At 40.8% G+C, this 21577-nt stretch carries 22 protein-coding genes; 6 read left to right on the forward strand and 16 right to left on the reverse strand.

The features are described 5' to 3' along the window. Position 1 precedes the first annotated feature (1 nt). Positions 2 to 388: a Co2+/Mg2+ efflux protein ApaG gene (gene apaG / locus ACEQZT_RS16260; RefSeq protein ID WP_370090530.1), complete on the reverse strand. Its 387-nt coding sequence runs from the start codon at positions 386 to 388 to the stop codon at positions 2 to 4. A gap of 62 nt (positions 389 to 450) precedes the next feature. Between apaG and ung the strand changes: the two genes are divergently transcribed. The 3 genes from ung to ACEQZT_RS16275 are packed head-to-tail and all read left to right on the forward strand — an operon-like array spanning position 451 to position 2826. After that, positions 451 to 1113 carry a uracil-DNA glycosylase gene (ung, locus tag ACEQZT_RS16265; protein WP_370090532.1) on the forward strand — a complete coding sequence of 221 codons (663 nt, stop codon included), beginning with the start codon at positions 451 to 453 and terminating at the stop codon, positions 1111 to 1113. A gap of 52 nt (positions 1114 to 1165) precedes the next feature. After that, positions 1166 to 2686: a S41 family peptidase gene (locus tag ACEQZT_RS16270; protein WP_370090533.1), complete on the forward strand. Its 1521-nt coding sequence runs from the start codon at positions 1166 to 1168 to the stop codon at positions 2684 to 2686. Then, complete coding sequence (locus tag ACEQZT_RS16275) at positions 2683 to 2826, forward strand: hypothetical protein (protein WP_370090534.1); 144 nt, start codon at positions 2683 to 2685, stop codon at positions 2824 to 2826. The genes ACEQZT_RS16270 and ACEQZT_RS16275 overlap by 4 nt, the downstream gene beginning before the upstream one ends. Before the next feature lie 56 nt (positions 2827 to 2882). Here the strand turns inward: ACEQZT_RS16275 and lepB are convergent, their stop codons facing one another. The 11 genes from lepB to ACEQZT_RS16330 all read right to left on the reverse strand — a co-directional run bounded on the left by lepB (position 2883) and on the right by ACEQZT_RS16330 (position 13658). Continuing rightward, positions 2883 to 4337 carry a signal peptidase I gene (gene lepB, locus ACEQZT_RS16280; RefSeq protein ID WP_370090535.1) on the reverse strand — a complete coding sequence of 485 codons (1455 nt, stop codon included), beginning with the start codon at positions 4335 to 4337 and terminating at the stop codon, positions 2883 to 2885. Positions 4338 to 4341: 4 nt separating this feature from the next. Continuing rightward, positions 4342 to 5052, reverse strand: coding sequence for a 4-hydroxy-tetrahydrodipicolinate reductase (gene dapB / locus ACEQZT_RS16285; protein ID WP_370090536.1), 711 nt, complete (start codon positions 5050 to 5052; stop codon positions 4342 to 4344). 3 nt (positions 5053 to 5055) lie between these two features. Further along, the gene (locus tag ACEQZT_RS16290) at positions 5056 to 5637 is read right to left on the reverse strand and encodes a DUF5683 domain-containing protein (protein WP_370090537.1); all 582 of its coding nucleotides are present in this window, start codon (positions 5635 to 5637) and stop codon (positions 5056 to 5058) included. Positions 5638 to 5718: 81 nt separating this feature from the next. Then, a complete protein-coding gene (locus ACEQZT_RS16295; RefSeq protein WP_370090538.1) occupies positions 5719 to 6609 on the reverse strand; it encodes a ParB/RepB/Spo0J family partition protein in 891 nt (296 codons plus the stop codon). A 7-nt stretch (positions 6610 to 6616) separates the two neighbouring features. Then, complete coding sequence (locus ACEQZT_RS16300) at positions 6617 to 7393, reverse strand: ParA family protein (RefSeq protein WP_370090539.1); 777 nt, start codon at positions 7391 to 7393, stop codon at positions 6617 to 6619. A gap of 157 nt (positions 7394 to 7550) precedes the next feature. Next, complete coding sequence (yidC, locus tag ACEQZT_RS16305; protein WP_370090540.1) at positions 7551 to 9368, reverse strand: membrane protein insertase YidC; 1818 nt, start codon at positions 9366 to 9368, stop codon at positions 7551 to 7553. 10 nt (positions 9369 to 9378) lie between these two features. After that, positions 9379 to 10998 (reverse strand): CTP synthase, encoded by a 1620-nt coding sequence (locus ACEQZT_RS16310; RefSeq protein ID WP_370090541.1) that lies wholly within the window; start codon positions 10996 to 10998, stop codon positions 9379 to 9381. A 66-nt stretch (positions 10999 to 11064) separates the two neighbouring features. After that, on the reverse strand, positions 11065 to 12165 hold the full coding sequence (locus ACEQZT_RS16315; protein ID WP_370090542.1) for a hypothetical protein: 1101 nt from the start codon (positions 12163 to 12165) through the stop codon (positions 11065 to 11067). 19 nt (positions 12166 to 12184) lie between these two features. After that, the gene (locus ACEQZT_RS16320) at positions 12185 to 12661 is read right to left on the reverse strand and encodes a hypothetical protein (protein WP_370090543.1); all 477 of its coding nucleotides are present in this window, start codon (positions 12659 to 12661) and stop codon (positions 12185 to 12187) included. Between the two features lie 2 nt (positions 12662 to 12663). After that, entirely contained in the window at positions 12664 to 13086 is a 423-nt protein-coding gene (locus ACEQZT_RS16325) for a hypothetical protein (RefSeq protein WP_370090544.1), read from the reverse strand. Positions 13087 to 13121: 35 nt separating this feature from the next. Continuing rightward, positions 13122 to 13658 carry an RNA polymerase sigma factor gene (locus tag ACEQZT_RS16330; protein WP_370090545.1) on the reverse strand — a complete coding sequence of 179 codons (537 nt, stop codon included), beginning with the start codon at positions 13656 to 13658 and terminating at the stop codon, positions 13122 to 13124. Between the two features lie 149 nt (positions 13659 to 13807). Here ACEQZT_RS16330 and ACEQZT_RS16335 point away from each other — a divergent pair, with 149 nt between their 5' ends. Beyond that, positions 13808 to 14257, forward strand: coding sequence for a MarR family winged helix-turn-helix transcriptional regulator (locus tag ACEQZT_RS16335; RefSeq protein ID WP_372530170.1), 450 nt, complete (start codon positions 13808 to 13810; stop codon positions 14255 to 14257). On the opposite strand, the gene ACEQZT_RS16340 is transcribed toward ACEQZT_RS16335, so the two are convergent. From ACEQZT_RS16340 to serA, 4 genes are all read right to left on the reverse strand, one after another. Then, positions 14258 to 15166 carry a universal stress protein gene (locus ACEQZT_RS16340; RefSeq protein WP_370090547.1) on the reverse strand — a complete coding sequence of 303 codons (909 nt, stop codon included), beginning with the start codon at positions 15164 to 15166 and terminating at the stop codon, positions 14258 to 14260. A 149-nt stretch (positions 15167 to 15315) separates the two neighbouring features. Then, the gene (locus ACEQZT_RS16345) at positions 15316 to 16386 is read right to left on the reverse strand and encodes an aminotransferase class V-fold PLP-dependent enzyme (protein WP_370090548.1); all 1071 of its coding nucleotides are present in this window, start codon (positions 16384 to 16386) and stop codon (positions 15316 to 15318) included. A gap of 58 nt (positions 16387 to 16444) precedes the next feature. Then, positions 16445 to 16831 carry a monothiol bacilliredoxin BrxC family protein gene (locus ACEQZT_RS16350; protein WP_370090549.1) on the reverse strand — a complete coding sequence of 129 codons (387 nt, stop codon included), beginning with the start codon at positions 16829 to 16831 and terminating at the stop codon, positions 16445 to 16447. 75 nt (positions 16832 to 16906) lie between these two features. Further along, positions 16907 to 18799: a phosphoglycerate dehydrogenase gene (gene serA, locus ACEQZT_RS16355; RefSeq protein ID WP_370090550.1), complete on the reverse strand. Its 1893-nt coding sequence runs from the start codon at positions 18797 to 18799 to the stop codon at positions 16907 to 16909. A gap of 32 nt (positions 18800 to 18831) precedes the next feature. Here serA and ACEQZT_RS16360 point away from each other — a divergent pair, with 32 nt between their 5' ends. Further along, positions 18832 to 20115: a serine hydrolase domain-containing protein gene (locus ACEQZT_RS16360; protein WP_370090551.1), complete on the forward strand. Its 1284-nt coding sequence runs from the start codon at positions 18832 to 18834 to the stop codon at positions 20113 to 20115. A 151-nt stretch (positions 20116 to 20266) separates the two neighbouring features. Continuing rightward, positions 20267 to 21577 (forward strand): cytochrome c3 family protein, encoded by a 1311-nt coding sequence (locus ACEQZT_RS16365; RefSeq protein WP_370090552.1) that lies wholly within the window; start codon positions 20267 to 20269, stop codon positions 21575 to 21577.

Below are 21577 nucleotides of genomic sequence, written 5' to 3' on the forward strand. Positions count from 1 at the left end.
TTTAATTGAGTTTGAAAGGAACAATCATGATGAACTCAGGAATCTCTACATTGAAAAGTCGACCATCTACAATGCGCTCCATGATGTAGTGTCCCCTCATCTTTCCAATCCCGGACCTGAGGTTGCATCCCGAAACATACTGGTGAATTTCTCCAGGTTCCAGTACCGGCTGCTTACCTACCACACCTTCGCCATCCACCTCATGAACGGGAAAAGCAGCATCTATGATGTCCCAGTGCCGTGCTTTTAGCTGAACGGTGTTATTGGAACTATTTTCAATGGTGATCCTGTACGTAAAAACAAAATGCTCCTGCGCCGGTTGCGAGTGCTCCGGTTGATACGTTGTTTCCACAGAAACTTTGATGCCTTTGGTTACTCCAGTAATCATGTCTTGGTGGACAATTTAATAGAATTTCAATTTAATTTACCAAAAGCCAGATTAAAATTAGGATGAGTGTAAAAATCGAAGAGAGCTGGAAGAAGAGATTGCAAGATGAGTTTGAGAAAGATTACTTTCAGAAGCTAATTGAGTTTGTGAAAGAGGAGTACGCTTCTAAGCAAATCTATCCCCCAGGATCATTGATATTCAGTGCTTTTGATCATTGTCCTTTTGATGAAGTAAAAGTGGTGATAGTAGGGCAGGATCCCTACCATGGAAAAGGACAAGCCAATGGTCTATGCTTCTCTGTTGCAGATGGTGTAAGACACCCACCCTCCTTGCAAAACATCTTTAAGGAAATAAACACTGATCTGAATATCCCCATTCCCCAATCCGGAAATCTGGAGCGGTGGGCTGATCAGGGAGTTTTACTTTTGAATGCGACACTTACGGTTGAAGCATCAAAAGCAGGCTCTCATCAAAACAAAGGATGGGAGGATTTCACTGATCGAGTATTGCAAATTGTTTCTGAAGAGAAAGAAAACATCGTATTTATACTCTGGGGAGCCTATGCCCAGAAGAAAGGTGCGTTTATAGATTCATCCCGTCATTTGATTTTGAAATCGCCTCACCCATCTCCTTTTTCAGCGCATTCGGGTTTTTTTGGAAGCAAACCATTTTCTAAAACCAACCAATACCTGACATCTAAGGGTCTTATACCTATAAATTGGTAATTTTACCTTAATAAGGATGGCAATGAGTTTTGCTGTTGATTTTTGAGTGAGAATGAAAGTGAAAGTTTTTAAAAAGATGACTTGTCTGATGCTCATGGTGGCATTGGCTTTTGGTTGTAAAAAGGATGATGGTATCAGCGTACCGCTTCAGAATGAAGTAAATGAGTTCGTGTGGTTTGCCATGAATGACTATTACTATTGGGTCGACGAAGTTAATGATTTGTCGATAGAGAAGTATCCAACATACAATGCGCTGTATACTTTTTTGAATACTTATCGTCAACCGGACGATCTGTTTTATGATCTACTTCATCCTGATGATCTAAATCAATCTTCGGGGAGACCTTTTTCATGGTTTGTTGATGATTATGAAGAATTGGAAGCATCATTCCAGGGGACTTCAAAATCCTTTGGGTTTCAATACAGGTTACTGAATCCTAGCGGAACAAATCAGGTCTATGGGTATGTGAAATATGTTGTTCCAACGGGTAATCAGGTTAGTCCGGCATTTGAGGCTGGATTAACACGCGGAGATATTTTTGTAGGTATCAATGGACAGGATTTGACGATCGATAACTACCAGTCACTGCTATCAAAAGATCAGTACACCCTAAATCTAGGAGCAGTTGTTGATGGCTCAGTTACTGCTACCGATGAGTCTGTTTCATTGACAGCTGTAGAAAACTTTAGTGAAAACCCGATTCTAATATCAAAAACACTTGATGTAGAAGGAGTGAAGGTTGGCTACCTGATGTACAACCAATTTGTTAATAATGCCACTTACCATACTCAATTGAATCAGAAGTTTGGTGATTTTAAATCTAATGGTGTGACCGAGTTGGTTTTAGATCTTAGATACAACCCGGGGGGGTCAGTGACAACCGCTCAAATATTAGGATCATTGATATACGGAGCAGGAACAACGACAACTGTTTTTACTACTTCCAGATATAATGATAATATAGAGGCTGCCCTAGCGAGTGTCGGCTCGGATCCAAATGACTACTTCATCAATAAGATACCCGACACTTCCACAGAGCTTAATAGATTGAGTGTAAGCAGAGTCTTTATCTTGACTTCAGGTAACACTGCTTCGGCTTCTGAGCTAATTATATCAGGTTTGGATCCCTACCTGGATTTGACGTTAATTGGAACCAAAACAGTGGGAAAGAATTTGGGATCGGTAACGTTGTACGATTCTCCAAATTATGGAAAAACACCAACGGATAGTCAGGTGAATCATACTAATCCAAACCATAAGAATGCAATACAGCCTATTGTAGCACGATTTACCAATATTAATGATATCGATTATGTTACAGGCTTCCAGCCTGATTTTGTGATTGACGAAAAGGATTATCTGGAGAACCTCAGTCCACTGGGAGATATAAATGAACCTTTACTGGCACAAGCTTTGGAGATTATTACAGGAACTGCCAGATCTGTGCGCAAGCCGGATAATGGTATGAGAGTGATCTATGATTCGAATCTGGAAAAAGAGCAGATAAACACCATATTGTTGGATAAGGATCTATCTGTGGTATTCAACTCAAACCTGCTAAGGACTCAATGAGTCACCATCTGGAGCACTTCTATAAAACTGATGATGAGAAGAAGGCATTCCTTCCGGGATGCATAATGCTTTTTCTTTTTCTCGCTTTGGGTACAGGTTTCTTCGTTGGCCTGGTTTGGCTTGTGCGGTGGATATCATGACTTACAAAAAAGGCTCTCAATTTTGAGAGCCTTTTTTGTAAGATCTTTTCAGTGGCTTACTCTATGCCATCAAATAATCTACTCCATCTGATTTTGTTGAAGAAGCTGCCATTGGTATCGTATGACATCCAAATGAAAGAGGCTTCTCCCACGATATTATCCTCAGGCACAAATCCCCAATAACGAGAATCATCAGATGCATGCCGGTTGTCTCCCATCATGAAGTAGTAATCCTTCTTGAAGGTGTATTCAGAGACTTCTTCTCCATTTACGATCAATTTATCAAGATCAATTTCTACTGATTCATTGTCTTCATAATTGGAAATGGTAGAACCATACATTGCGAGGTTTTCTTCGGTTACCTCGATGGTCATGCCTCTTGCCGGAACGGTAAGTGGCCCAAAGAAGTCCCTGTTCCATCTGAAGTAGCGAGCATCAGGAAAGATGTTTTGCTCCGATCTATTCTCGGGAATCATCTGAAGAGTGACACTTTCCACAAATGGGAGTTTTTCAAATTCCGCAGCGACAGAAGAAGGCATTAGCACAGAATAACCCTCAGGATATCTTGTTACACTATTATGTGGGTTGATATTGAGGTTCTCAAATATTCGCTCACGGATGGATTCATTTGTTCTCACAAAATACTCATGCTGCATGAGTGGTGGATTTTCTGCTTCTTCTCCATTCACATATACCTGCGCACCTTTGATTTCGATGGTTTCACCGGCAATTGCAACGCAGCGCTTAATGTAATGTGTCTTCAGATCCATAGGATGGTATTCACCATCTTTACGCTGATTGTAGTGATCATTCACAGGGTAGTTGAATACTACTACGTCGTTTCTTTCTACCTTCCCCAAAGATGGTAATCGAAGGCTTGGTAATGATACCCCGGGAATGTACGAAGGTATTTCTGTTCCCCAGATTGTTTGGTGGGTCAATGGTAGTTGCAATGGGGTTTGAGGCGTTCTCGGACCATATTCAGCTTTGCTTACAAAGAGAAAGTCACCTACCAAAAGCGATCGCTCCATGGATCCTGTAGGAATCACATAGGCCTCCATAAAAATCCATCGAACAAACGTGGCACAAAATACTGCGAAAACAATTGCTTCAAACCATTCTTTTCCAAACGATTTCTTCGGTTTTGGAATACTGGTAGCTTTATCAATGTAAGAGGTGTCTGACCAAGCGATGTAGTTCATATATATGGGTGCGAAAACCACTCCAAGTACTTGATCAAGGTAGGTATACTTTCCAAATGACTTCATTAGATCCAAGTGCATTGTCAGGCCTACGAAGAAGTTGATCACAGGTACAAATAGCAACAAAACCCACCATTTTGGTCGCCCAACAATTTCCAGGTGGATGTAATAGTTAAGAACAGGGACAAAGCCTTTCCAGCCTTCTTTGCCCGCTTTTTCAAAGAATTTGTAGTAGGCAGTACCTTGCAGCACGTACCATAGAATAAGTGACGTGATTACAAAAACAGGATTGAAATCGTGAAAGTACATATGGTTAGTTATCGTTTATAAAATCAGACATAGTGAAGACTCCTTTTTTCTTATGAATCCATTCACCTACTTTCACCACACCTTCCGCAAATACACTTCTGTCATGCGCTGTATGGGTGATTTCGATGGACTCCAAAGGAGACGAATAGCTTACGGTATGTGTACCGGGTACGTTTGGCTTCCGCTCGGAAACTATTCCTAATTTTTTATGGTCGGCAGATTCAGCATTTATCCATCCATTCAGGTGGGGGTGAGAGGAGAGGATTCCTTCAGCTAAAGTGATGGCTGTACCACTTGGGCTGTCCTTTTTCTCGGTATGATGAATTTCTTTCATGGCTGGTTTAAAGTCTAACTGAGCCATTTTATCCGCCAGCCATTTATTCAGTTCGAAGAAAAGATTTACTCCAATGCTGAAATTGGATGCATACAAAAAGGTGCCGTTTTCCTTTTTGCACAGTTCATGAATCTCACTCAATCGATCTATCCATCCGGTGGTTCCTGAGATAACGGGAATGTTGTTTTCAATGCAGTAGGAGAGGTTTTCGAAAGCAGATTCCGGCTGGGTAAATTCGATTGCTAGATCCGCTGACTTGTTTGTAACCTCAGCAAGGTCGGCGGAGGACTGAACGATATGAGCGATCGCGTGACCATTAGCCACGGCTATCTGTGCAATAGCTTTCCCCATTTTTCCATACCCGATTAACGCAATATTCATTTGCTAGAATTTCAGAACGAATGAAACACCTACAGCCTGCGAAAATAATGGAGTTGACTGAATAGATGGCTCTATTCCGAACGCAAGCTTGTCATTCACTTTGAATTCATCCAAATGAGCAGAGACATGGGCGTCTACAATTTGTAGGATGTAGAAAGCTGAACCAAGGATGATGAGAAAGTCGCGATTCCTTCGAAATACATCTCTATTTCGAACAAGTGCTGACTCGGTGGTGATAATCGAGGAATACGGGTTTGTTTCTCCTTTGCTTGTGAGTAGAGCGGCATTTCTAAGCCCGTGATATACTTTGTTGTTATAATCTATGAAATGTCCGAACGTAAGAACTCCTGCAAGCACGATAGGCACTTTCCAGTATTGTTTATTGTACACTTGTCCCATTCCTGGGAATACAGCAGAAAGCAAGGCTGCTCGCTGTGGGTCTAGCTCAGATACTTCCTGGAAAAGCTCTGCATCTTCCTCAGCTTTCACAAAAGTAGAATCATCAATCAGGACTGGTTGATCCTGTGCATTGATGGCAAATGAAAGAAGGACAAAACCAAAAACGAATAGTAATCTTTTCATCATCCGGCGATTGCTTGCAAAGTTCGCGCCTATTAGCGAATAATTGCTGAATATTCAGGAAAGATTAACAAAAAGCAGAAGCGATTAAACATCCAGAATTTCCAGGATCCGATTCAAGTCTTCGGTAGAGTTGAATGGAATCTTGATTTCCCCTTTGTTTTGATCGTTTGATTTGATAGCAATCTTTGACCCGAAATGGGTAGATAGTTTTCCTTGGAGCTTTTTGATCTCAGGATTTACCTCTGCTGGCTTTGTCTCTTTTTCCTCTTTCTTGCCGGAAGATCGAACAAGCTCCTCGACTTTTCTAACAGATAAATCTTGCTTGATGATTTGATTGAAAATGTCAAGCTGTCTTGAAACATCGTCGATGGAAATAAGGGCACGGGCATGTCCCATGCTAAGCTTGCCGTCACGCAAGGCTACCTGAATATCTGGCGGCAACTTCAACAGGCGAAGATAATTGGTGACCGTACTTCGGTTTTTTCCCACACGGTCACCAAGTTCTTCCTGCTTCAGATCACATTCTGCCAAGAGTCGCTGATAACTCAATGCAATTTCAATTGCATTCAAGTTTTCACGCTGAATATTTTCAATTAGTGCCATCTCCAGCATCTGCTGATCATCGGCAACTCTTATATAGGCCGGGATGGTCGTTAACCCAGCTTTTTTGCTGGCTTGAAGTCTACGCTCTCCAGAAATGAGCTGAAATTCTTTTTCGCTTAATGCTCTAACAGTGATCGGCTGAATAATGCCCTGCACCTTGATAGACTCTGCCAGGTCATTTAGTGCCTCTTCATCAAAATCTGTTCGAGGCTGCCATGGGTTGGTTTCTATTTTGGAGATTTCGATCTCACTGATCGCCCCCTTGGGAGTAGCGCCTGAACCGCTGATTTTTTCCTTTTCTCCTGAATCTTCCAGAAGGGCTCCAAGGCCTCTTCCAAGTCCTGATCTTTTCTTGAATTTACTCTCTGCCATGTTCTCTTCAGGCTGCTTTTACTTCGTTTCGTTCCATGATCTCTTTTGCGAGATTCAGATAGCTGATAGAGCCTTTGCTATCAGCATCGTGCGTAATTGCGGGCATTCCAAATCCTGGAGACTCGCTTAGTTTTATGTTTCTTGGTATCATCGTGCCAAACACTAGAGACTCAAAGTGCATTTTTACTTCTTCCACTACCTGATTTGCAAGGTTTAGTCTCACATCATACATGGTAAGGAGGATACCTTCAATTTCAAGATTTTGGTTGAGTCTTGTTTGGATGATTTTAATTGTGTTCAATAATTTGCCAAGTCCTTCCAAGGCAAAGTATTCACACTGTACAGGTACAATCACAGAATCAGAAGCGGTGAGGGCATTGATAGTAATCAGGCCAAGGGAAGGAGAGCAGTCGATAATGATAAAGTCATAGTCGTCTCGAACTTCAACCAGTGCTTGCTTCATTTTTTCTTCACGTTCTTCGATATTTACCATTTCCACTTCTGCACCTACCAAGTCAATGTGAGAGGGTAGAAGATCCAAAAATTTGATCTGAGTTTCTACGATGCTTTCCTTAGCACTTGCTCCATCTACCATGCACTCATAGATACTTACTTCCACGCTTTTAGGATCCACACCTACACCTGAAGTTGCATTTGCCTGTGGATCTGCATCCACTATGAGGGTTTTGAACTCCAGAGCTGCAAGGCTTGCAGCCAGGTTTATGGCTGTGGTTGTCTTGCCAACTCCTCCTTTTTGATTTGCGATAGAAATAATCTTACCCATATAAATTTCTTTTAGTAAAGTGATTTTTGGTAGTGTAAAGGACACAAATATATCCAACCTAATCTCAAGATAGTCATGTTGTGAATAACTTGTGTAAAAAAGAAAAACCTTGATTCAGATGAATAGAACCAAGGTTTTTAACGTAGATATCAACAATCTATTTTTTCTTTTTCTTATTTTTTTGTGCTTCCTGATTTGCTTTCATTGCATCTTCCAGTCTTTGCTGAAATTTAGACTTCTTCTTGTTTGCGTTCTTTTTCTTGTTTTCCTGAAGCAGCGCATGGATTTTATCCTCATCAATGATCTTTCTGAAAAGAACAGTCTGACCAAAGGTCACCATATTTGAAACGAAGTAATAGAACGTAAGACCTGATGCATAGCTATTTAACACAAATAAGAACATAATTGGCATCATGTACTGAAGTGTCTTCATGGGTCCTTGAATTGTGGTGATCTGGCTGTTACTCCAAGTGTATAGTATGGTCGACAAGGTCATCAACAAGGTGAATAAACTCACATGATCTCCATAAAATGGGATTTCAAAAGGTAGTCTTAAAACGCTATCATAAGTAGATAAATCGTGTGCCCATAAGAATGATTGCTGTCTTAACTCTACTGCATTTGGGAAGAAGAAGAACAACGAAAACAAAATTGGCATCTGAAGCAACATCGGTATACAACCACTTACTGGATTGATACCAACCTGCTGATACAGTTTCATTTGCTCCTGCTGAGCTTTCTGCATGTCACCATCATGCTTGGCTTTTATTTCATCAAGCTCTGGTTTCATCGCTCTCATCTTAGCCATAGACATGTGAGATTTCCATGTCAATGGCGCCAGCAATAATCTGATCACTACCACAATGATCAAAATGATGATACCATAGTTGGTAAAGAATCTTTCCAGGAAATGGAAGATTGGGATGATCAAGTATTTATTTACTAATGGTAGCGGCCCCCAACCCATATCCAGATTTTCTTCAAATTCCGGAGCTACTTTTTTCAGGATGTCGTAATTGTTTGATCCAAAGTAGTATCGAGCATCAAATCCATTTGCAAAATCCGAATAAGGGATCAACATCTGCATGGATAGATTTTTAACTGATGTGGTATCAGCAAAATTTACGGTCTGTGTTACATAACCTGACTTAAATGCAGTTTTTGCAATGATTGCTGCTGTAAAAAACTTCTGTTTGAAAGAAACCCATTTTACCTGCGTGCCAAGTGTTTCATCTTCGAACTCTGTAGAACGCTCTGCCAATTCATCATAGTCTCCATTGGATAGATAATACCGCACGTTGCTGTTGTATCGTCCGTCTTCAAGATTGTTTTCGGCTCGATTGATTGCGTGATTCCAATTGTAATTGATGTCTGATGGGTTCAGTATCGTATTTAAGTTTTTACCAGCCACACTATAGGCCACTTCAAATCCCGTAGGAGGGATGAGATACTTCTGAACGATTGAAAAATTACCATCAGTAAGTACATATGATATCTGGGTAGTGTCACCGATGTTTTTTACAGTTGGTTTAAATGCAAGTTCTGAAAGGTTTACTTTCCTTCCATTGTGATCAACAATCAAGTCTGTTTTGGACTTAGTATCATCTACAAGTACCAATGGATTTCCTAGGTAATCCTTATGCTTTTTTAGTACAACCTTGATGATTCTTCCACCTTTATTACTAAAGGTTATCCACATCTCGCTGTTCTCGATTGTTTGAACAGATTCATCTCCCTGAGCTGCAAAGGCGAATGCCCCATACTTCTGCACATTAAGTGAGGCCATTGCTGAGTCTGAAACTGTAGGAAGTGTAGTGATAGAATCGGCTGGTGATGCTTGCTCGATTGTTTCGGCAATAGGTTCTTCCTGTGTGGTTAGCTCCTCAGTAACCGGTGGTTCAGGAGCAAACCAGGTGAAGTAAACCGCCAATAGTCCAAACATTAGGATTAGTCCTGTGAATTGATTTCTGTCCATGTAGTATGAATTATGCTTCCTGACTTTTCTTCAAGTCAAGAGATGCTTTGATAAATTTTACAAAAAGTGGGTGTGGGTCCATCACCGTGGATTTTAACTCCGGGTGGTACTGTGTACCTACAAACCATGGGTGATCTTTTATTTCCATAATCTCCACAAGATTTGTTTCCGGATTGATCCCTGTGGCAATCATACCACCGTTTTCATAGTCTTCCAGATACTTGTTGTTGAACTCATATCTGTGGCGGTGACGTTCCATGATTTTCTTTGATCCATAGGCTGCATATGCTTTGCTTCCTTTTTTCAGTTCGCAAACATAAGCCCCTAGTCGCATGGTTCCTCCCATATCTTTGATGTTTTTCTGACTTTCCATCAAGTCTATAACTGGATAGGAGGTCTTTGCCATTTCCTTGCTGTTGGCTTTTTTCATTCCTAGTACGTTTCTGGCAAACTCGATAACGGCACATTGCATACCCAGACAAATACCAAAGAATGGAATCTTGTTTTCACGGGCATATTGTACTGCATATATCTTACCCTCAATTCCACGCTCTCCAAAACCGGGTGCTACCAATATTCCATCCAGTCCTGCCAGTTCTTTATGTACATTGTCGCCATCCAGTTCTTCGGCGTGAATCCATCGAACATTAACCTTGCATTCGTTGGCTGCTCCGGCATGGATAAATGATTCCGCGATAGACTTATAAGCGTCCTGGAGCTCAACATATTTACCCACTAATCCAATGTTTACTGAGTCGGTTGGATTTTTAAGACGTCCAAGGAATTCCTTCCATTTTTCAATCTTCGGCTCCTTTTTATAAGGCATTTTAAACTTGGTGAGCACACGCTCGTCAAGCTTTTCCTTACGCATGAGTATCGGCACGTCATAGATTGTAGGAGCATCCAATGCTTCGATGACCGAGTTGATTGGAACGTTACAGAAAAGTGCCAGTTTCTTTCGGATTTCCTGAGTGATATGATACTCTGATCGGCAAACCAATATATCAGGCTGGATACCTGCTTCCAGAAGTTCTTTCACGGAATGTTGTGTGGGCTTGGTTTTTAATTCCCCGGAAGCTTTAAGGTAAGGGACAAGTGTCAAGTGAATAGAGATGCTGTTCGTTGGCCCAAGTTCAAACTTAGCCTGCCTTACTGCCTCAATGAAGGGAAGGGATTCAATATCACCGACACATCCGCCAATTTCTGTAATTACTACATCATACTTTCCGGTTTCCCCAAGCTTATAGATATTGTTTTTGATTTCATCGGTAATGTGAGGAATTACCTGAACAGTCTTTCCAAGGAATTCTCCCTGACGCTCTTTCTGGATTACATTATAATAAATCCGTCCTGTGGTTACATTATTTGCCTGTGAGGTTTCAATGCTTAGGAAACGTTCATAGTGCCCTAAATCCAAATCTGTCTCTGCACCATCATTAGTCACATAGCACTCGCCATGCTCGTATGGATTGAGTGTGCCCGGATCTATATTGATGTAGGGGTCAAACTTTTGAATGGTTACGGATAAGCCTCTGGCCTGGAGTAGTTTACCTAGCGAAGCTGCGATGATTCCCTTACCGAGGGAAGATGTTACACCGCCCGTAACAAAAATGTATTTCGTTTTAGACATGAAGAGCGTTTTCCTTTTCCTTGTTACGGGATGCAAAGGTAGGCTTTTATTCCTTTTCGCTAACGATTATTTGAAAGGTATTCTATAAGAAAGTGATGCGCCGAAATAGCCGATGGGTTCGACTTTAATAAATTCCCCTGGAAGCTGGATGGGGACACTATATGTATAGCTCAATAATAAGTAGAATCTATCAGCAGATAATGAAAGGGGTAGAGTGAATGAATAGTTTAAAACGCCAAATTTATTAGAGTCTACATATTCTGTTACTTCATAGCCTTGATCCGCAATTTGTTGAAGATTAGCTAGGTTTTGATCTGAAAGTGTTGCGGAGTTTCTTAAATCAATAAGCAGTTGATTTCTGGCATCCTCTGTTATAACCCCGTTATTATATGCTCGAAAAATCAAAAGTGCCATAAACTTCCTTTGCTCGTCTGTTAGGTTTGCAAACGTGGTGAGACGTTTAATTCGATCTGCATTTACATCACTTACTTGCCGATTACTAATTCTTAATTGTGTGATATCACTATTTCCGGCCATCATGTTTACTGTAGGATAGAGATTGATTGTTTTGAAAATCCACCATTTACCTAAGTTGATGGTTCCTGTTAGGTTGGTGATGATTCGATTGGCAGTCTCCTCACCGAAAAGAAAAGAATAATCGACGGAAGCATAGCCTATTTTAAAATCGTAGCTAAGTGAGCCGCCTGCCGAATAGGTGAGTGGGTTTTCTGATGAGTCTTTAGGATTGTAAAACCATCTTTCTGCATCGACGGAATAGCTCCATTTTGGGTTTTTGAATGAACCCAAATAACCTGCGGAAAGCACAGTGGGGTTATAGTTTGGATCAACTCCACTATTCCAGTACCCCGCCAAATCTCCATACATTCCAGATTTGTGATAATAGGAGATGCCCGGGGAAAATCCACTCTGACTCAAATCATAGTCTCGACCAGCGCTAGTTACATTGGTGGTAAACCCTGCCCGAATATTTAGTTCACTGGATGGCTCAATGTCCAAAGTGAATAGGCTATCGATCAGGTTGAAAATGGAGAGAGAATCCATCTCCTGTTCGATAGCTTTAAGCTGCTCAGCATAACTTAGTGTTTCCTGTGAGAAAGAAGAAAAAGCAATGATGAGCAGCACCGATGTGGTGACCGTTCGAAACATCAGGTAGGGTAGGTTGGGTTTAGTTTCGTCGGTCGTTTAGTCGGCCATCATTTCTCTGCTGCTTTTGCCTTTTCATTTGCTCCGCCCTTATTCTCCTTATGAGCATCTCTTTAAAGTCATTTTCAGCTTTTCTAAGATTATTTAGCTGTCGTGTGGTTATCACTTTGAGTATTCGGTCAGAGTACTCGCGCTCCAATTTTAGTTGACGTTCTTTCACCTGATTCGCCATCTCAAGCATTTTCTTATTCTCTTCCTCAGAAGCTTTGTTGGGATCAAAGATTCTTCTGGCTTGATCAAAGTCACGCCTGATTTCCTGCCTTTGCTTGCCAAACTCTCTGTAGATCGGCCAGAATTTTTCTGCTTGCTGTGGAGTCAACTCCAGCCGCTCAGTAATGAGCGCTATTTTGGCAGCTTCAATTTTAGCCATTGCTTCCGGGCTTTGTGCCAAAGCTCCTAAGCAGGCTATCAATCCTATTAAAGTCAATAATCTTTTCATCTTTATAAATATTCGTCTTCTAAATCGTATTCAAGTAACATATCTTCTATTGCATCCTCACCCAGATCAATACCATCAAGGACATTCGTATCCTCCAGTAAAAGCTCATCCGCATCATCACCCATTACATGTGCCAGGTCATATTCATCAATCTCTAGTAGATCCAGATAGGCGATCAACTCTTCCTGAGGTATATCTGCTAATAATTTTTCGGTTGATGATTGGTCACTTTGGAAAAGGAAAATAAAAGCAATAACCAATGCCACCGAGGCAGCCATAGCTAAAGCCCATGCCGGAGCACCAGATGGTTGCTTCTGAGGATTCTCCGAAATCCGTTGTTGGATTTTCATAGGTAAGTCCTCGAAATACCCCTCTGGTACCTTGAAAGCCTTTCTTTTGTCAATATCGTCGAGTTTATATTTCATCTCGTGTCTTTTAGATTCTTTTCTGTTCAAATGGTTTAATCCGGATTGATGAAATCTTCAATTTTTTTTACGGCATGATGATAATTAGCTTTTAAAGCACCTACGCTTGTTCCTGTTATTTCTGCTATCTCGGCAAACTTCATCTCATCAAAATATTTCATATTAAAAACGATACGCTGTTTGTCTGGTAGTTTTAGTAGTGCTTTTTGAAGTTTCATCTGCACCTCATCGCCACTAGGCTCTATGTTACTTGTCAGTTTTTCAGTGAGCTCTCCTTCCAGATCATGTATGGGGAGAAAAAAGCGTCTTTTTTTCTTTTTCAGAAAGTTGAGACACTCATTTGTAGCGATCCTGTATATCCACGTATACAATTTCGAGTCTTCTCTAAACTTGCCAAGGTTGTGCCACACTTTTACAAAAACCTCCTGAACCAGGTCATCAGCATCATCGTGATCTATCACCATCTTCCTCACATGCCAATAGATTCGCTCCTGATACTCTCGTACCAATAGATTAAATCCATAGTTACGGGTTTCATCTGCTCTTATTTTCTCTATGATCAGTTCTTCCAATGTATTCCAGGTGGGTTCGGAGCTTAGATGCTAAAGATAAGCGATGGTTTAATTGGAGCCTTAAATAATAGCATTAATGCAACCTTTCTATTCAGATGTTGTTACATCTAATGTAATTGTATTTATTTTAGCTGGTTTGAATGATACATATGGGAATAGCTGAAGAAATAAAGCAGGAGAAATTCAAAAGTGAATATGAGAAGGCGATTGTAAATATTATTTATACAAACGCTTGGCTGAATCAGCAGCACTTGAGACTTTTTAAATCAAATGGCCTTACGGTTCCTCAATACAATATTCTAAGGATATTGCGAGGGCAACACCCTAATCCCGCCACCGTCAATTTACTGATTGACAGAATGTTGGATAAGAGCTCAAATGCCTCCCGGATCGTGGATAAGCTGGAGCAGAAAGGGCTTGTGAAAAGAAGTCAATGCTCCAAGGATCGTAGAGCTGTTGATGTGTTTATCTCCGATAAAGGGCTGAAACTCCTCAGCGATATGGATGTGAAAACGGAAGAGTGGGAAAATAGCACTAGAAAATTGACAGAGAAGGAATCAGCAACGCTGAATTCCCTTCTTGACAAAATGCGGAAATAATTAAAGATCTTTTAGAGATTCAAAGAGACCTGCTACAGCTCCTTTCTTTCGAATTATTACCAATGGAATACTGTCATTGATTCGTATCATCCGCTCTGATTTACTTCCTATAAATAGGGCAGAGGTGGTGGTCCTTCCTTTTGCACCCATCACAATGATGTCTACCTTTTTCTTCCTTGCTTCTTCAAGAATCAGGTCGATAATTTTTCCGTTTTTATCAAGGGAGCAAACAGGGATTAGCTCCTGAGATTGTTTTTCAGCCTTTTTGATCAGAACCTCTAAGTCCTTCTGAGCATGTCCCTTCATGATCTCAGCAAACTCCTTGTATGATTTGCCAGAGTAACGGTAGCTTGAAGGAACAGTGTAAACGTTTTGAAGATAAATTTTTGATTTTAAGTCCTTTGTAAGTAGGAGGGTACGCTTTAATGAGAGGGCTGAGTAGTCTGAAAAATCTACAGGGATGAAGATTTTGTCAAACTTAATTTTCGCTCCTTCCGGAATCAGCAGAAGGTTGCAGGGTGACTTTCGGGCGATACGTGTGCTCAACACAGAATCACTAATTCTCTTCCTGCCTAGGATGATAAGATCGGATTTAGTTTCATTGGCTGCCCTCAGTATTTCTTTTTCCTCACCACCCTGGCAAACTTTTATTTTTGTTGGGACATCACACTTAAAGTACTTTTTTACCAATCTCTTGATTTCTTCTTTTCGCTCAGAAAGTGCCTTATCTAGCAAATCAGGAAACTCCTTAAGTACCGACTCAGGAAGGTTAAAGTCCTTGATGACATTTAAAAATGTAATTTGAGTGCCTCCAGCCACCTTGCTGATGGTGCAGGCATTTTCAATTAATCCCTGATCCATTTCAGTATGGTCCAGGCAGACGATGATTTTTTTTAGTGGTGCGATCAATGTTCTAGGTGTTTATTTGAGTGCAAAGTTATTACTGATTAACAATCCTTCAACACGAATAATCCATTTTTCGAAATATTTTTTCTTGAAATATCAATGTTTCCGATTAATACTCTGATAACGCTAAAATGTTTCACTCAAACAGAATATTATTCTACTTTATCAAGTAGATCGCACAGCATTTCTACTGACTCTTTTGAGTGAGTAGGGAAGTTAGCAATTCTTATATGCTTTTCCTTGTGATTTCCATATCCTCCGCCCAGAATAAGTCCTTTCTTTTCAAAGTGATTAAGTATTTCCCTTGCCCTTGGGGAGTCAGCCACAATGGTAGTTTTTGATCTGTGATCTTTCGATTCCACAAAATGAGCAAGCAATGGATGACTTTCTACAGCCTGATTGAGAATAGCTGCCTTATAGGTAGTGTCATTCCTCATTCGTTGCACACCCATTTGAATCATATCCTGAGTGATTTTCCCCAACAGATAGATGTAAAGCATGTTGGGAGTTTCAGGAGTCTGATACTTAGCACCAAATTTTTTCAGATTCGGCAATGCTCTGTAGGAACCTAACGATGTGTTTTTTGCTCGCTTTTCAGCAACCTCGTGACACTTTTCATTTACAATCCAGACGCCAAGTCCGGCAGGAAGTCCAAACGCCTTTTGCACTGAAAAATAAGCCGTATCAACTTTGCTAAAGTCTACCGGAATGGATGGTACAGCACTTACCACATCCAGGGCAATAAGCTTATCTGGATATGAAACTCTAATCTGCTCTATTTCTTTTTCGGAAAATGAATGACCTACGCTCGTTTCATTTTTAGTGATCCCGATCAACTCGGCTTGTTCAGGTACCGATAAATCATCGAAAGAGCCTCCATCACCCACTTCGGTGAGTGTGCTTTGCTTATTGTGAGCGATTGCAAAATCATAAAACTTCTTGCTAAAAGATCCATTAGCAAAATGATGTGAAGATGTTTCTACCAGATTTTGAACAATCCGATCCCAGGCTTCATTTGCAGAATTCAAAAAATAGATGTGATACCCCTCTGGTAATTCAAGTAGCTCTTTCAGAGCCTCGTCCGTTTCCTGCACTACTTTGATAAAGGCGCTGCTCCGGTGGGATAGGGACGGGATGTCTTCTGAGATCGCCTTTTTTAAATGATCTTCAAAAGTGTAGAACAATTGTGCCGGTCCAGGGGTAAAATAGATTTTGTTAGACATAAAAAAAGCCCTTTAAGAATAAAGAGCAATATAATTTCTTAATGATGAATTTGGTTCCTTAAACTCGGGTTTCCATCCATTTAAAGGTCCTGTTGATGATTTTCAGTGCAAGCTTGATTTTTTTCACACTGATCATTTCCCTGGACTCATCGTACATGGTGACACCATCAGCAAAGAGTAATACCTGAGGGTATTCATTCATCACACCAGCCATGTCGGTCACAACCTCTGTCACTTCTTTTTCCTTCATCACATCCAGAAGGTACAAATCCAAATTCTCAGGAGAAATGGTCCATTCTTTCTCCAGATTCTCCAGAGCCTGAGTGCTTTCAGGAGAAGATGGTCTGTGCTTAAAAATAAGAGCAGGCTTATCTTTCGAGTTTTCTACCAGGCGATCAAACTCAGCGCGTGTATTTAAAGATTTCCAATTAAGCGGATAACTCATTGTTAATAATTTAACTTATAAACGTTGTTACAAGCTCTTAGGGTTGGGTGGTGTTAATAAAATTCTGCTATAAACTTAATATAAAACTCTGAATCTAATGGTACCTCGGACCATTTTAAGGTCTTTTATTACCTCTTCTTTATAATTCTTGTCTATATCCGTAATAACATACCCAATAATATCATTGGTTTTCAGGTATTGTCCTCCAATATTAATGCCATGTTTTGCCAGTACATTATTAATCTCAGCAAGTATTCCAGGCTCATTTTTGTGAATATGAATGAACCTATGAGCCTGACTTAGTCCAGGTAGGGTAATATTTGGAAAATTCACGCTGTTTGTAGTGGAGCCGGTATTGATATATTCAATGATTTTAGACGGAACAAAATCAGCAATATTCTCCTGAGCCTCCAGTGTACTTCCTCCTACATGTGGAGTCAAAATCGTGTTTCTTTTACCCATAAGAGGGGAGTTGAACGGGTGATCATTGCTCAAAGGCTCTTCCGGAAAGACATCTACACTAGCACCATGGATTTTACCGGATTCAATATTTTTTGCCAATGCTTCAATGTCTACAATGTGTCCACGACTTAGGTTGACGAAGACCACACCTTCTTTCATTTGATCAAATTCCCTCGGACCAATCATCCATTCATTCTCAGGTCTACCATCTACATGGATACTGACTATGTCTGAAGTATTTAGGAGTTGTTCCAGGCTTTCGCATGAGGTCGCATTGCCCAGAGCTAGCTTTTCTTCCAAATCAAAGTACTGTACGTTCATACCGATAGATTCTGCCAATACTGAAAGCTGCGAGCCAATCTTACCATAACCGATGATTCCCAGCGTTTTACCCCGGATCTCAAAGCTGCCACTAGCGGACTTATTCCACTTGCCCTGATGCATTTGAGCCATTTTATCCGGCAGATTTCGCATAAGCATGATGATCTCTGCCAATGCCAGCTCCACAACAGATCGGGTATTAGAAAAAGGCGCATTGAAAACTGCAACTCCTTTTTTTTGCGCTGAAGTAAGGTCAATCTGGTTGGTACCAATGCAAAAAGCTCCAATGGAGAGCAGCCTCTTGGCATTCTCAAGTACCTTCTTTGTTACTAATGTTTTTGACCGAATACCTAAAACACTCACATCTTTGATGGCTTCTGAGAGTTCGTCTTCTGTCATTCCAGCAGGATATACCTCTACTTGATAGCCTTCGCTTTTTAATCTGTTGATTGCACCCTGATGAATGTTTTCCAATAGTAGGGCTTTGATCCTGTTTTTGGGGTAGGAGTGTGCTCGCTCTAGTTTTTGAGTGAACAGAAACTCATCCAATGAGGGAGCTTCATGGTCAGCTTCGCTTAGAATTTTCTCTCTTCTCACGTTCTCTGTGAATGCGTAGAACTTATTTGCCAGTCCCGCTTTCTTGATTTCATAATCCGTGAATCCATCTCCTAGCACAAATACTTCTCCTTTAAGATTCAAACTCTCGATCTGTTTTGGTTTTCCATTATTTTCAGAAAGGATGTTGCGTTCATCAAATCCAATAATATTCTCAGCTTCATCGTACTCAAATTCATTGGCAAAGACGTTTTCTTCTTTGATTCCATACTTTTTTACTATAGGCACAATGAAGTCTTTGAACCCATTAGAGACGATAAAGATTTGATCGGTATACTTGTTTATAAACTCTGTGTTTCGCTGGAAGGATGGTGATACCAATGAACTTAGCCGATCAACAAGCTCCGGTAGGTGTTTTTTGTTAGCCTTTAAAATATCAATGCGGGCTTTCAGCGATTCACGAAACGACATACCGCCCTCCATACCCTGATCGGTAATTGACTTGATTTCCTCGATGGCTTTCGCTTGATTTTCGTTATCCTTGAGACTGATTTCCGCCAGCACGTCCAGCGCTTCCACTTGTGTAAATGTGCTGTCAAAATCAATAATGAAATACTTGGTTTGATTCATTGATACTTTTAGGTAAGCATCAAAAATAGAACATGCAAAAACTTAGTCATACGTTATCCTCGCTTTTCTTTTTCGTAGCTGTTTTCGCTGCTGCACAAAGCTATGATCAGATGACTATGGATATTGATAGCATTGTCATAGAAGCCATTCAGGCTCAGGCATTTCCGGGTTGTGTGGTGTACGCGAGCCAGGGCGATAGTGTGTTTTTTCTGAGATCTTATGGACACCATACATATGATTCTACAAGGAGAGTGGCTGTAAATGATATTTATGATTTGGCGTCTATCACTAAGGTAGTTGGCGGCACGCTCGCCATGATGAAGCTGTATGATGATGGGCTTTATAATCTGGATGATCCTATTGGGGATTATATAGATGGGCTTGGAAGAAAAGTAGGGAGGGTGACTTTCCGTGAAGCATTGGCACATCAGGGCGGACTATATCCCTGGATACCTTATTACGCTGAGATAAAAAAGAAAAATGGCAAGTGGAAAAGGAAGACGGTGACCACCAAAACAGAAGATGAATTTAATTATCCCCTTACAGATAGCCTATATCTGCATAGCGACTTTTACAGTAAGATTAAAAAAATGATCCGGCGGAGTGAGGTCTCCGATGAGAAAAAATATAGATACTCAGGTTTGTTTTTTTATCTAATTCCAGAGCTTGTTCAGTCTCTTACAGATACACCTTATGCTGATTATTTGGATAAACACTTTTACGAACCTCTGGGTAGCAAGTCGATCACATTCAATCCGACTGAGAAATTTTCACTGAGCCAGATAGTGCCAACAGAAACTGATACTTTTTTTCGGATGGAGTCTATTCATGGAAAAGTACACGATGAGGGAGCGATTATGATGAAAGGAATCTCAGCCAATGCCGGGTTGTTTAGCAATGCTGAAGACCTGGCCAAGGTTTTTAAAATGCTATTAAATGATGGTAGAGTAGATACAGTTGATTTTCTTTCACCCCAGACTATCAGACTTTTCACTACAGCTCAATATCCAAATAATGATAATAGGAGAGGGCTTGGATTTGATAAGCCATTATTAGAATATGACTCCATCATAAGCAGTGTAGCTAAAAGCGCCAGCTTTGAAAGCTATGGACATACAGGATATACTGGTCCCATCGTTTGGGCAGACCCGGCCAATGACTTTTTATTCATCTTTTTGACCAACCGTGTCTATCCCTCCCGTAACAATCGGGCACTATATCGACTCAACGTCAGACCAACTATTCACCAAGTTCTAAGTGATTATATCAGGTCCGATATCAGGGTTAATACTGACCCTGTCGGAAACTCCAAATAAGCAACTCAATCTTATTATTTAAAATTATTCTAAATAAGCACCGGAAAGTCTTTTTATTTATTTCTAATCTTCTGAAATTCACGCCTTTATGAACGGATAGGTTTTAGTGCCAAAGTGGGGATATAACCCACCTTTGAAAAACAAAAGCCCCATGTTACTTTTGTACGCGTTTGATCTCAAGCCATCGGAATACATGTTTAAAACAACACCGAATCTAACCCGAATATTTCTGAGCCTTGCGCTAGGAGTATTTACAATGCTGAGTACTAAAGCTCAGGAAATCCCAACTGATGAAAGCGTAATTGCTGCAGGTGAAGCTACATTCAAAACGAACTGTACGACCTGTCACAGAATCTGGGAAGTCCGAATTGGACCAGCGTTAAATAATGTTACAGAAAGAAGATCTGTGGAGTGGTTGAACTCCTGGATAAAAAACTCTCAGGCGATGATCGCCTCAGGGGATGAAGATGCTGTAGCACTTTACGAAGAATACAATCAAACTTTGATGCAGGCTTTCCCTTTCAATGACCAGCAGGTCATGGAAATCCTTGCGTACATAAAAGCTGAAACTGCTAAGGGCCCCCCTGTTGCAGAAGTTACCACAACTTCTGGCACGGAGGGTGAAGATTCCATCTCATCATCTTACCTGATGGCGATCATCATCATTTTGGTGGTAGTGCTTGCACTGGCTGTAGTTGCGCTTATTATAGCCGCCAGAACTTTGGTGAAGCATCTGAAGGATGTAAAAGGATTGGATGAGGCGGAGCAGGAGCTTGTGTCACAACAGTTTGATGTGGCAGCTTTCCTTAAAAGCAACAATTTTGTTGGCTTGGTGATTTTTGTTTTCACAATCATTGTCTTGAAGACATTGATCGATGGAGCATTTACCATTGGTGTGCAGCAAGGTTATCAGCCTACTCAGCCAATAGCCTTCTCTCACGAGTTGCATGCCGGCCAGTATGAAATTGACTGTCAGTATTGCCACACAGGGGTGAATAAGTCTAAATCAGCAAATATTCCATCACCAAACATTTGTATGAACTGCCACTCGCAGATTAAGAATGTAGGTGGACAAGAAGGTGTGTCAGAGGAAATTGCAAAAATTTACGCTGCGATCGATTACGATCCTGCTACTCAAACATACGGTACGGATACTAAGCCAATCGAGTGGGTAAGAATTCACAACCTTCCTGATTTAGCTTACTTCAACCATTCACAGCACGTGAAAGTGGCTGGTTTAGATTGTGAAACTTGTCACGGTCCAATCAGAGAGATGGAAGTAGTGTATCAATACTCAAGTCTTACCATGGGCTGGTGTATCAATTGCCACAGAGAAACTGACGTAAATACGAAAGGAAACGAATATTACGACAAGCTTGTAAAGCTCCACTCAGAGCAAAGCAAGGAGCCAATGAAAGTAGAAGATATTGGTGGGTTGGAATGTGCTAAATGTCACTATTAA

Origin of the sequence: Ekhidna sp., from assembly GCF_964218185.1 — a bacterium.
GTDB lineage: Bacteria > Bacteroidota > Bacteroidia > Cytophagales > Cyclobacteriaceae > Ekhidna.

Coding starts and splice junctions, on each gene's coding strand:
- yidC (WP_370090540.1), bottom strand. CDS start 9,368: ATGGACAGAAATCAATTCACAGGACTAATCCTAATGTTTGGACTATTG.
- ACEQZT_RS16270 (WP_370090533.1), top strand. CDS start 1,166: ATGAAAGTGAAAGTTTTTAAAAAGATGACTTGTCTGATGCTCATGGTG.
- lepB (WP_370090535.1), bottom strand. CDS start 4,337: ATGTACTTTCACGATTTCAATCCTGTTTTTGTAATCACGTCACTTATT.
- ACEQZT_RS16320 (WP_370090543.1), bottom strand. CDS start 12,661: ATGAAAAGATTATTGACTTTAATAGGATTGATAGCCTGCTTAGGAGCT.
- ACEQZT_RS16310 (WP_370090541.1), bottom strand. CDS start 10,998: ATGTCTAAAACGAAATACATTTTTGTTACGGGCGGTGTAACATCTTCC.
- ACEQZT_RS16295 (WP_370090538.1), bottom strand. CDS start 6,609: ATGGCAGAGAGTAAATTCAAGAAAAGATCAGGACTTGGAAGAGGCCTT.
- dapB (WP_370090536.1), bottom strand. CDS start 5,052: ATGAATATTGCGTTAATCGGGTATGGAAAAATGGGGAAAGCTATTGCA.
- ACEQZT_RS16360 (WP_370090551.1), top strand. CDS start 18,832: ATGCAAAAACTTAGTCATACGTTATCCTCGCTTTTCTTTTTCGTAGCT.
- ACEQZT_RS16315 (WP_370090542.1), bottom strand. CDS start 12,165: ATGTTTCGAACGGTCACCACATCGGTGCTGCTCATCATTGCTTTTTCT.
- ACEQZT_RS16365 (WP_370090552.1), top strand. CDS start 20,267: ATGTTACTTTTGTACGCGTTTGATCTCAAGCCATCGGAATACATGTTT.
- ACEQZT_RS16300 (WP_370090539.1), bottom strand. CDS start 7,393: ATGGGTAAGATTATTTCTATCGCAAATCAAAAAGGAGGAGTTGGCAAG.
- ung (WP_370090532.1), top strand. CDS start 451: ATGAGTGTAAAAATCGAAGAGAGCTGGAAGAAGAGATTGCAAGATGAG.
- ACEQZT_RS16335 (WP_372530170.1), top strand. CDS start 13,808: ATGGGAATAGCTGAAGAAATAAAGCAGGAGAAATTCAAAAGTGAATAT.
- ACEQZT_RS16350 (WP_370090549.1), bottom strand. CDS start 16,831: ATGAGTTATCCGCTTAATTGGAAATCTTTAAATACACGCGCTGAGTTT.
- ACEQZT_RS16290 (WP_370090537.1), bottom strand. CDS start 5,637: ATGATGAAAAGATTACTATTCGTTTTTGGTTTTGTCCTTCTTTCATTT.
- ACEQZT_RS16325 (WP_370090544.1), bottom strand. CDS start 13,086: ATGAAATATAAACTCGACGATATTGACAAAAGAAAGGCTTTCAAGGTA.
- apaG (WP_370090530.1), bottom strand. CDS start 388: ATGATTACTGGAGTAACCAAAGGCATCAAAGTTTCTGTGGAAACAACG.
- ACEQZT_RS16345 (WP_370090548.1), bottom strand. CDS start 16,386: ATGTCTAACAAAATCTATTTTACCCCTGGACCGGCACAATTGTTCTAC.
- serA (WP_370090550.1), bottom strand. CDS start 18,799: ATGAATCAAACCAAGTATTTCATTATTGATTTTGACAGCACATTTACA.
- ACEQZT_RS16275 (WP_370090534.1), top strand. CDS start 2,683: ATGAGTCACCATCTGGAGCACTTCTATAAAACTGATGATGAGAAGAAG.